At 69.8% G+C, this 10921-nt stretch carries 11 protein-coding genes; all 11 read left to right on the top strand.

The genetic code is table 11. The features are described from left to right. Positions 1–277 precede the first annotated feature (277 nt). The 11 genes from AC5WS7_RS34625 (at position 278) to AC5WS7_RS34575 (ending at position 10912) form a co-directional block, all read left to right on the top strand. Positions 278–730 (top strand): hypothetical protein, encoded by a 453-nt coding sequence (locus AC5WS7_RS34625; RefSeq protein WP_495958846.1) that lies wholly within the window; start codon positions 278–280, stop codon positions 728–730. An 11-nt stretch (positions 731–741) separates the two neighbouring features. After that, positions 742–2472 carry a hypothetical protein gene (locus AC5WS7_RS34620; RefSeq protein WP_495958845.1) on the top strand — a complete coding sequence of 577 codons (1731 nt, stop codon included), beginning with the start codon at positions 742–744 and terminating at the stop codon, positions 2470–2472. A gap of 30 nt (positions 2473–2502) precedes the next feature. Then, positions 2503–3966 (top strand): PPE domain-containing protein, encoded by a 1464-nt coding sequence (locus tag AC5WS7_RS34615; RefSeq protein WP_495958844.1) that lies wholly within the window; start codon positions 2503–2505, stop codon positions 3964–3966. Further along, positions 3963–4337: a hypothetical protein gene (locus tag AC5WS7_RS34610; RefSeq protein ID WP_495958843.1), complete on the top strand. Its 375-nt coding sequence runs from the start codon at positions 3963–3965 to the stop codon at positions 4335–4337. The genes AC5WS7_RS34615 and AC5WS7_RS34610 overlap by 4 nt, the downstream gene beginning before the upstream one ends. After that, complete coding sequence (locus tag AC5WS7_RS34605; RefSeq protein WP_495958842.1) at positions 4334–5059, top strand: hypothetical protein; 726 nt, start codon at positions 4334–4336, stop codon at positions 5057–5059. Before AC5WS7_RS34610 ends, AC5WS7_RS34605 begins: the two co-directional genes overlap by 4 nt. Positions 5060–5076: 17 nt before the next feature. Next, entirely contained in the window at positions 5077–5412 is a 336-nt protein-coding gene (locus AC5WS7_RS34600; RefSeq protein WP_495958852.1) for a hypothetical protein, read from the top strand. 43 nt (positions 5413–5455) lie between these two features. After that, entirely contained in the window at positions 5456–5764 is a 309-nt protein-coding gene (locus tag AC5WS7_RS34595) for a hypothetical protein (protein WP_495958841.1), read from the top strand. An 8-nt stretch (positions 5765–5772) separates the two neighbouring features. Further along, positions 5773–8223, top strand: a complete 2451-nt coding sequence (locus AC5WS7_RS34590) for a hypothetical protein (RefSeq protein ID WP_495958840.1) — start codon at positions 5773–5775, stop codon at positions 8221–8223. Between the two features lie 89 nt (positions 8224–8312). Beyond that, positions 8313–10217 (top strand): type VII secretion target, encoded by a 1905-nt coding sequence (locus AC5WS7_RS34585; protein WP_495958839.1) that lies wholly within the window; start codon positions 8313–8315, stop codon positions 10215–10217. 13 nt (positions 10218–10230) lie between these two features. Continuing rightward, positions 10231–10563 carry a hypothetical protein gene (locus AC5WS7_RS34580; RefSeq protein WP_495958838.1) on the top strand — a complete coding sequence of 111 codons (333 nt, stop codon included), beginning with the start codon at positions 10231–10233 and terminating at the stop codon, positions 10561–10563. Between the two features lies 1 nt (position 10564). Continuing rightward, positions 10565–10912, top strand: a complete 348-nt coding sequence (locus tag AC5WS7_RS34575) for a hypothetical protein (RefSeq protein WP_495958837.1) — start codon at positions 10565–10567, stop codon at positions 10910–10912. Positions 10913–10921: the final 9 nt, after the last annotated feature.

The raw sequence follows: 10921 nt of genomic DNA, 5'->3' as shown, positions 1-10921 counted from the left end.
TCCGCCCATCACCGTCGCGCGATCGCGTGCCGCACGCGTCTACGTTCCCCGAAGACCATCCTGACCGCCCGCTCCGGTACGGCGGTTCCCACCGGTGGGAATCCTCGACAATGAGCTTGACAATGAGCTCGATCGTAAGAGGAGTTCGCCGGGGCGGGTCGTGATCGCGGCCGGGCCCGGGACGGGACCTACTCGACGGGAAGGTTGCGATGCCGCCGGTGGTGATGCATGACGAATTCAGCCATCCGCTCTCCTGCGGCACCGAGTAGGTGATCAGATGAGTTTCCTGGGCCTGAACTGGAAAGACGTCGCGGTCGGCGCAGCCGGCCTGATCGGCAACGTCGTGGGTGAAGTCGTTCCCGTGGTCGGCCCGGTGGTGATGGGCGCCGCGCTGAGCGGCCTGGTCGGCGGCGCCATCGCATGGGGCAGTACCGGCAGTTTCGAGAAGGGACTCGAGACCGGTCTCGGCGACGCGGCGCTCGGCGCGCTGCCGGGCAGTCTGCTGGGGCGCGGCGCGGGCACGCTGCTGGACAAATTCGGCATCAACGCGGCCTCCAAGGTCGGCGGCTACCTCATCGGTGATACGGCACTGCAGGGATTGGGCGCGGGTGCCCTGTCCGCGTATGTGAACCATATGTTCGGCGACTCCAATCCGGCGCCCGCGCCTCCGAGTCAGCTTCCGGTGCGAATCATCACGCCCTCGTCGTCCTCGTCATCAGTGTCTGCCTGAGCGGGTGCCTCATGGTGGATATGCACAACATGCTCATGCCGTTCTGGGACCCGTCCAATCCCTCGGATCCGACCAAGACCGATCCGAACTATCCGAAGGACTATGAATTCTCGGTCACCACCGCGAATTTGTATCTGTCGATGCCGAACTTCTTCCAGAAGACTTTCACCAGCTTCGGCACGGGCAATACTTCCAATCCACCTCAGAACGGTGACGTTCCGCAACTTCCCCCATCGTTCGACAGCGCCCAGAATCAGGTGGGCAGTTTTTCCAATTACGCGGTCGTGGCGCTGAAGATGAATCAGGCGTTCACCGATCTCGCCGCATCGGACAAGACCCTGGCCCCGCTGGCGCAGAAGACGGCGGCCACCTCGACGGCCGGGCAGACGGCGCTCAATACCGCAATCGACGGCATCACCAACTCGGCCCCGACGGTACCGCCGTCGGGAATGACCGAGGACGACTACATCATGAGCTACCTCGACAAGGCGCTGAGTGCGGCCAAGACCGCGGTGGACAAGGCCACGGGGGACAACAACTCCACCGCGAGCAGCCTCGATGCCCAGACCAAACAGATCCAGGAGCTCGAAGCGCAGGTCAAGCAGTTGCAAGCCCAGAACGCGGCATTGCAGCAGCAATTGAACGGTGGCGCGACCGGTCCGTCCTACGACCCCTCTGCGCTCAATCCGTCCAGCACCAGTACTGGCGATACCAGCGGCAGCGGCTGGTCGCCGGTGGATCTGGGCGCGGGCACCAGCGGTGACTCGTCGCTGGGCGGGTCCTCGCTCGGGAACGGCACCGGATCGCTCGGCGGCCTGGGCACCGGTACCGGCGTCGGCACCGGCACCGGCGGGGATTCCGGTCTTGGTTCGGCCGTCCCGGCGGCGGCCGGCACCGGTTCCGTGGGGTCGGATATGGGCAGCCTGATGAGCGCCATGCTGCCCATGATGATGATGCAGATGCAGCAGCGCGGCATGTCCGACAACCTGGGAGATCAGGGCAACGGGGACCGCATCCGGCCCGACCGCTACCGCGACTACCCAGCGGCGGTGTCGCCGTCCACGACCCCACCGTCGAGCACGCCGCCCGCGGCCCAGTCGACGCAGCCCTCGCAGCCCTCGACCGCGCCGCGGGGAGCGACCGGCCCCGAGCAGCCCGGTGCGCCCGCCCCCCGCACGCCCGGCGCCGACGGCCTGGTCACCTACACCTTCCCCGACGGACGCACCCAGAAGGTGTCCCCGGCGGTCGCCCAGGCCCTCGACGCCGCGTTCTCCAACAGCGCCGGAACCGACGCACAGGCGGCGTACGCGAAGACCTCGGGCAAGTGGACGGACAACAAGCAGATCGGCACCCGTGTCGACCCGTCTCAGCTGAAGACCGGCGACGTGGCCACCTGGGAGGGCAACAAGACCGCGATTCTGGTGGTGTGGGGTGCGGGCGACTCGGCCGCGGGCGCCGACCCGAGTGCGGGCGGAGCCTCGGGGGCGGGCGGCGCTTCGGGTCCCGGCGCGGACGCCGGCGGCTCGGGAAGTCTGGAGGTCATCGTCGACGGGAAGCTGGTGCCGTTCGATGAGAACATCTCGGGCAAGGCCGGCGGGTTCGGGAACTTCGCCGGATTCGCTCACCCCAAGAACGTCGACGCCGGTTCGAACCAGTCCGATCCGGACACCTCGGCCGGAATGCCGATGCCGGCCGACGACCCGTCCACCGCGACTCCGGCGGTCGCGGCTCCGGCGTCCTGAGGCGTCGGCACGAGGTGAGAGGAGGCAGTCATGGCATTGAACGTCGACCCGGGCGAACTCGCCGCGGCCGCATCGCAGCTTGCCGCGCTGGCGCGGGCGACCCACGAGTCACTTCCGCAGTCCTGGGTGCTGCCCGCGGGTGCGGAGCAGATCTCGGCCGAACACGTCCCCCAACTCAACGGCCAGGCTGCGGATCTGTTCAACCGCACGGCCGGGCTGCTGCACGAAATCCACAACACCGCATACAAGATCGGCGCTTCGGCGGCAGATTACACGCACACCGACGACGAGGACGCCCGCACCATCGGCGGCAGCGGCGGCGGGGTGCTGAGCAATCCGGTCGATCTGCCGCAGCCGCCCGGACCTCGGCAGCCGCCGGTGTTCTCGCTGCCGGACGCGCCCGCGGTCGATCCGCTGCTGTTCGCCCAGCAGTTGCGCGCCGGGCTCGGACCGGGACCCGCGGCGAACTTCGCCTCGAACGTGCGCGAATACCTGGCCGGTTCGCACCTGCCCGCGATGACCGGGCTGGATCAGGCAGCTCGCACGATGCAAGACTGGACGCCCGTCGGCACGGACGCGGCGGCCGAACTGGATCGGCACCGCAGCGGGCTGGACGAACTGAGCACGTTGCTGTCCCAGCTGGCCGAGGGTGCGGACAACTACGGCGACGCCTTCACCACGGCGAAGGCGCACCATCCCACCCCCGAGGAGATCATCGCCGCGCGCAAGGAACTGCTGGCCGCGATCCGTTCCAAGAACCAGTTGGGCGTCGACGACGCGCTCGCCAAATTCCAGGAGCAGAACGCCCGTTCGGCCGCGACTATCGCCGGCTACTCGGCGAAGGTCAACTCCGGCAACGGCACCCAAACCACCAGCGGCACAGGCAATTCCGGCGGTTCGAGCGATTCGAGCGCGCTCAGTTCGATGCTGCCCCTGCTGTCCAGCATGATGTCCGGGCAGAACGGCCTGAACTCGATGAACTCGGCGAATCAGGACGGCGGCGCGGCGGACGATCTCGGGAGCTTGAACGACGCCCTGGGCAATATGGGCGGTTTCAGCGGCTACGGCGGGGACGGCTCGGCCCCGGGGGCGAGCGTGCCCTCGGCCGCCGACGTGTCCAGTGCGGACAACGTCTCGATCGCGGGTCCGCTGCCGCTGGCGACCGCCGCCGCGGCCGCCGCGGTTTCCGGTCTGGCCACCGCGCCGGTGGCCGAGTCGCTGCAGGCCGCCACCGCCGCGGCCGCGGCCAAAACCGGTGGTGCGAACGGAAGTCCGTACATGCCGTACATGCCGATGTCCGGTACGGGCGGAGCGGGCGCCGGTTCGAACAACGAACGCAATCGGGTCGTGGCCTGGCATCCCGACCGGCTGATGTATGTCGACGACACCCCGCACACCGAACTGGTCATCGGTGAGAAACCGACGATCGCGCCGAGCGTTACGCCGCCGACGCCCGCCAACCCGAATTCGACCCCAGCCGGAGGTTCCTCATGAGCGAGATTCATCCCGATGTCCAGGCGGCGCTCGACGCCGCGCGCGAATTGCGGCACCGGATCGCGGATCTACGCGAGCGGATCGACGGCATCCGGGCGCGGCGGCCGTCGCCGTCGGGTGCGGTGATTCCCGAGGTCGACGCGGTCGGACGGCTCACCGGCCTCTACTTCGCGCCCGGGACATGCGACCGGTTCACCTGCGAGGAGCTCAATGCCGAGATCATGGCCGCGATCCGGGAGAGCACCCTGGACGCGGCCCGCAGGTACCGGTCGGTGATGGACGACGAGCCGTGGCCGGTGCTGGGTGAGGCGGCGCAGGCGGGCGAGCCGACCGATGCCGAGCCGATATCGGCTGCACAGGGACAGTCGTGACCGAGCCGTCCGAGGTCACCGTCGCCGATACCGTCCGGTGGCTGCACGAGGAGGGCCTGATGCGGTTGGCCGGCGTGGCCGACCGCATCCCGAATCCGGTGTGCGCGTACACCGTCGACGTCGCGACCGGGACCGTCACGGTCTTCCCGGCCACTGGCGCGGGACTCGGCGCGGACGTTGTGACGCTCGCCGCCGACGATCTGCCCTCCCCGACCGGGTCCGCGAAACGTCTGGTGATCGTGGGCGTCACCACCTCCGACGCTGTGCTGATCGTGGATCTCGGGGCGAGCCGGGACATGTCGATCGACGCCGACCGGCCGGAGTCCCCGGCCCGGTCGTGGGTGTTGCAGCTGATGCTCAATCCGCAGATCACTCTGACCACCAACAGCGTCGAGGTGACGATCGCCGATTCGCCGCGGTTGCGGCACAGTTTCATTCCCGGCGGCCGAATGATCATCAAGGTCGACGACCGGCGCCCACCGGTCACGGTGATCACCTTCAACTCTCCGGTGGAGGGCACCGATCATCTCGAACTCGCTCCGGACGGCAGCGGGGAGATGTATCTGGGCGCGCGGCGCTGGCCGCTGCGTCAGGTGATAACCGTGAGCGATCGCGTCTGGACCGAATTGTCCGGGCGGCTGTCCGCACCGGCGGAGGACACCGCCGGGCCGTCCGCCACACCCGCCGATCCCGCGTACGCGACCGGCGCAGACACCCGATAGGAGTAGCCGTGACCGATATGCAGGATCTCGAGGGGACCGGACAGGATTCCGGAATCTCTTGGCGGACAACCGTTTATGAGGTGTTCAACCCCGACCACACAGTCGGCGTCGCCTGTGACCGGGACGGCGAGGTGATCGGCCTGCACCTCACCGAGGACGCCCAGGACAGCGGTGACGCCTGGCTCAGCGCCGAGATCGTCCGGCTGGCCCGGCTCGCCCATCTGAAGTCGCGGGTCGGCCTGCGCGCGGAGATGGAGCACAACGGTGCTCGCCCCTACACCATCGACGCGCTGGACCTGCCGTCCGAGGCCAGCTACCGGGCCATCGAGGACGCCGAATTCGGTTCCGCCTGAACCTATCTCCCGTTCACCCCACACCATCGGAACAGGACACGACATGCTGAACATGGATGAGCCGCACGAGGTCATCGCGGCATCGGGCCGCTTCGCCGGGGCCATCACCGCGGTGACCGATCGAGTCGGCGGCATCGTGCACGATCTCGTCCTGCCCGCGAATCAGGGATCCCCGCTGGATCAGCAGTGTTGCTCGGTGAACAACTGGATCGCCGAGCATCTGGATGATGCGGGCAACCGGCATTCCGGGATCGCGGTGGCGACGTACCGGCGGGCGCGGGACAATACGATCGCGATCGCGGGTTCGGATGCGTCGGGCGCGGCGCAGATCTCCGGGACCGAACCGATCTGACCGGCCGGATGTACTCCGAGCACGACAGCCCGCACTGGAATGAGATCGTCGGCGACAACTGGCCGGCGATACCGCCGCGTGACTGGCGCCGGCTCGAGTCCATCACCCGCGACGGCGCGGCGGCGATCGATCCGCAGGAGGCGGAGCGAGCCCGGCACGTTTTCGAGGAAAGGGTCCGCGCCAGTGAGGGTCTGCAGCCGATCAAGGACGATATGCTCGCCCAGCAGGGCACCCCGCAGGCTTTCGTGGACGCATTGGTCGCCGCCGCGGACACCTACGGCCGGATGGGCGATCTGGTGCACCGGACCCGGCACGGCATTCTCGATATCGTCGGGGAGGCCGATCGCCGGATCGGGCAGATCCCGCCCGGTGCGCACAGCGACGACAAGCGGGAGCAGCAGCGGGTCGCGGGCATCATCGAGCAGGCCCGCCGAGCCGTCGACGATCTGGTGGCAAGGTCGCTGGGCGAACTCGGCCCGCAGGGGCTGCCGGAACTGTCCGGCATCTCCGACGCGCTGGGCGGGCCCGGGCCGTGGGGAAACGGAAGCCCCTATCCCACAGGGCATTCCGAGCGTCCGTTGCAGCATCCCGGCCCCGAGTGGCATTACGGGCCGCGGAATCACCGGCCCGAGGTGTTCGGCATCCAGAATCCGCTGCGCCCGCAGGTGCCGGTCTGGGGGCCGTACAACCTGCCCGGTGTGACGGAGCAGGTGCCGATCGGTGGCCCGGATCATCCTGCACCGCAATCCGATCCGGCTACGGCGCCACCGGCGGACGCGTCGCCGGGGGGAATGCCGCCGGTCGCGGCGGGACCGTTCGTCGGGGGGCCTGCCGCGGCGCCCGCATCGTCCGGCGGAACCTCCGCGGGGTCGCCGGACGGTACGGATGCGGGAGGCGGTGACGACAGCGGTGGTGGCGGTGACGAAGGCTCATCGCTCACTTCGCCGGATTCCTCAGGGCACCAGGAATATTCACCGTCCGAAGCGGAAACATCCAGTGGAGCGACGCATCCCGACGCGGCGCAGAGTGCGGTACCGGACCTCCCGGCGTCCGGCGCACCCACCGACCGGCCAGTGAGTGACCAACCGGCCGCCGGTGCCGTGGTGCCCGGCGTCATCGTGCCGATGGTCGAACCGCCCGCCGCGGTCGGCGGCCCGCCGACGGCACCGCCTGCCGGCACCGCGATGCCGCCCGCGGCCGATCGCTTCCGCCCCAATGCGGCCCCGGATTCCGCTGCGGCGCAGGCGGATACCAGATCCTCGGCGCCGCCGAAAGGTGTCGCGCCGAACGTCTCCGCTCCGGCCGCGCAGGGGAAACCGCCCGCCCGGCAGCGGCCCGACGGGCAGGGCGCGACCGCGGCCACCGGCGAGCCGGCGGAGCACACGGAGGGCCCGGCCCGGTCCGAGGGCAGCGACGAGCTGATCCGGGATGCGGTCGGCGCGGCACTGGTGGCCGCATCGGTCCCGGCCTTCCTGCTCGGTGAGCGGCTCGACGCGGATCTAGTGCTGGCCCGATCACTGCTGAGCAGCATTCTGGCCGCGGCCGATCCGCAGCGGATGGGACCCGCGTGGGCGGTGTCGATCATGCGGCACGCCGGCGGAGTCAGCGCCTTCGTCACCTCCGACGAGGGCCGGGGCTGGATCCCGGCCGGGACGTTCCTGCCCCGCGAGATGTCCACGCCGTGGGTCTGGTCGGTCTCCGATGGTGCGGCATGGGAGGGTCTGGCCGATCCGGCGCGCATCCTGGTGGAGTTCGCCCTGGCCTGGGGTGCGCAGTCCGGCGCGCGGATGTCCGCGTTGGCCTCGTCCGGGCCGATCGATGCCGAGATGCTGCGTCAGCTCGGCGACCTGCCCACCGTGGGTTCTGTGCCTGCGGAGCCGACGATGAATTTCGCCGCCGCGGCAACGGGTCTGGTGGATCGGCTGGGACTGGTCGGCGCGCGCAAACTGCAGGAGCGGGTCGAGGCGATCGATCCGGAACAGATCGGCGAACGCTGTGTCGACCTCGCGGTGGACGCGAATACCCGTGTGGCGCAGATTGGTTCGGATGCCTCGCGCTCACTGGGCGCGCCCGTCTTGCGTGAGCGGATCCTGGCGACAGTGCGGCAGCTGCGCCCGGTGCCGCCGGAGTGGTGGGAGGAGTTGCGCGACGCCGACGACCTGATCGCGGCCTCGATGCCGGCGTTGCGCGCCGACGTCTCCCGGGTCGCGCTGGGGCAGCTGCGCGCCGAAACCAGCGATGCCCGAGCCGCTTCCGCGCTGCGGGCGCTGGTCTTCGAACGGCGGGCCGACGAACTGGTGCTGTTGCTGGCCGCGGAGCCGACCCGGCAGGTGCTTCGCGATGCGGTCTACGCGCACGGGCAGCTGGTCGATCACCCGCATTTCGCGCGCCTGGCCGCCGCGGCGGCCCGCGCCGCGGCCGTGCGACGGCCCACCATCAGCGCGCCGCCGACGCGGTGAGGCACGAGGACCGGCAGCTGACGCGGCATCCCAGGACTGGGAAGGCGGGACAATGGTCGAATCGGCGGGTGGAAAGGACTTGATACGGCATGCCGGACAGCATGAATATCGATCCCGGGGTTTTCCGCGAATTGGCCGATCAACACGATCAGATCGCCGGTGACACCCGTCGATGGTCCGAGCAGCCGTCTGATTGGCTCGACGAATTTCCCAACTCCTACGGGAAGATCGCTCATCCGGTGCACCAGGCGTTGCTGCGGTACTACGCGGCCCGCGAGCGCGCGGGCAATGCGCTGGCCGATGAGCACGAATACACCGCGAATGCGTTGCGGGAGGCCGCCGACGCCTACGAGCGGGCCGATCAGGAGGGTGCGCAGAAAGTGCACTCCGCGCCAGACGGCCCGGGATCGCAGCAGTTCCCGCCCGATACGAACGGACCGTCGACGACCGCTGGCGGGCCCGGTGGCGGACCAGGCGGGGGCCCCGGTGGCGGGCCCGGCGGTGGTCCGGGTGGCGGGCCCGCTGGCGGGCCCGGTGGCGGTCCGGGTGGCGGGCCCTCTGGTCCGGACTCCGGCGCCGGGCCGGATGGCTTCGAGCCCATTGCGGCACAACCTGATTCGACGCCGCTGCCGGTTTCGGGCATGCAGTTGCCCCGCGACGCCGGCAGCGCAACCGGGTTTCCGGGGCTCGGTGGCGGCGGCGGTCCGACGACATCGGTGCAGGGGCCGTCGGGGCCCGACGATCGACCCACCAGCGAGCAGCCGCCCTCCGGCGCGACCGCGCGCGGTGACCTGCCGCCGGTGCCCATGCCAGTCGCATTCGACGAGGCGGTGGCCGCGGCCAAGGACAAGGAGGCCGAACCGTCCTATGTGGTCGGTGATCGGGTGGACGGCGATCTGGTCCTGGCCAAGACCTTGCTCGGCGCGGTGCTGGCAGCGGTGGACTCGCCGGTGCCGGGCTTGCAGTGGGCTGTGGCGGTGCTGCGCGGCCCGGCCGGCGTCGGGGTGTTCATCACCTCCAACGAGGGCCGCGGCTGGCTCCCGGCCGGAATGTATCTGCCGCGTCAGGTGTCCACGCCATGGCTGTGGGACGAGGTGCTCTCGGCCGACGACGGCGCCGGATCGCCTTGGGAGGGCGTCTCGGACCCAGCGCGGGTGCTCGTGGAATTCGGGGTGGCGTGGGGACCCAAGGCCGGTGCGTCGATGACGGCGCTGGTGTCCTCGGGGGCGATCGATGCGGGACTGCAGGCGCGGTTCGGTGAGGTCGCCATGGCCGGATTCGTCGGCCCGGCCGAGGAACCCGATCTGCGCGTGCCGACTCCGGACAGTGCCGACCGGCTCGCCGTGGCCGGATCGGTGGCTGGTCTGGAAAGCATTGCGTCCGTGCCGGATTCGCAGATCCGGGACCGCTGTGTGGAATTGGCGATGGAGGCCGATCTGCAGGTGGGTCTGACCGGCGTCGCACGCGGCGAGGCCAGTGCGGCGCGCGGGGTTCGCCGCCGCATCCTCGACGCGATCCAGGCCGGGCAGCAGATCCCCGAGGGGCTGTGGCAGCAGCTACGCGACGCCGACGATCTGCTGGCCGCGGCGCTGATGCCGCGTCGCGTGGACGTGGGCCGGGTAGAACCCGGTGAACTGCGCGTCGACGAGGAGGTCGCGGTTCTGCGCACTCTGGTCTTCGAACGCCGCTGCAACGAACTGGTCATGCTCCTCGCCGACGCCGATCCGGGACGTCAGCAGCTGCGCGACGCGGTGTACGCCCACGAGCAGATCCTGCGGCATCCGCGGTTCGTCCCCGCGCCGGTCCCGGTCGCCGCGGCAGAACAGGCCGACCAGGCCGTGCGTCCCGACGCCGCGCGGGTCGCCGCGCCGAGCGTCGCGGTGGGGCCGCCGTCGGGCGCGGTCGCCGGTCCGCCGCCGGGTGCGGTGGCACCGCCGACCGGGGCCACCGTCGCGCCGAGCGACCCTCCGCCGGGTGCGGTGGGAGGACGATGAGGGGAGATGCAGTATGACTCATCCCGTGGTGCAGGCAGCGCTGGACGCGGCTCGTGAGTTCTCGAGCGCTGTCCTGGATATGTCGGACCGGGTTTACCAGGTGCGTTCCCGGCGGCCTTCGCCGCACGGCCTGGTCATCCCCGAGGTGGACATATTCGGACGGCTGACCGATCTGTACATCGCTCCCGGCACGATCGATCAATTCGACGACGATGAACTCGCGGCGGAGATCATGGCAGCGATCCTGGAGAGCACGGCGGATGCCGAACGGCGGCATCGGATCGTGGTCGACGAGGCCATGGCGCAGTTGACGGCTCGAGGTGCCGACCCAGTTTCCGGGGACTAGTGTGACCGATCTGTTCGCACCCGAAAGCGATGCGGCCGAGGAATTCCCGGCTCGTTCGCGGGACATCTGCGAGGTTTTCAATCCGGACCATTCCGTCGGCGTGGCGTGCAATCTCGGCGGCGCGATCGTCGGCTTGTACATCGGCGATGCGGTGCGGGACAACACCGACGCCTGGCTGGCCGCGGAGATCGTGCGGGTAGCCCGGCTCGCCTATCAAAAGTCGCAGGTGGGCCGTCGGCTGGAGATGGCTCGCAACGGCGTGCTGCCGCACGTTCTCGACGCGCTGGACCTGCCCACCTCCGCGCGGTACCTGGCGATGGAGAACGCCGAATTCGGTGACCATCGCTGACCGGTTCGA

It is taken from the genome of Nocardia sp. PLKS1-43, assembly GCF_059510335.1.
Note: the sequence above shows the minus strand (reverse complement) of the source record. Positions and strands in the feature narration are given on the sequence as shown.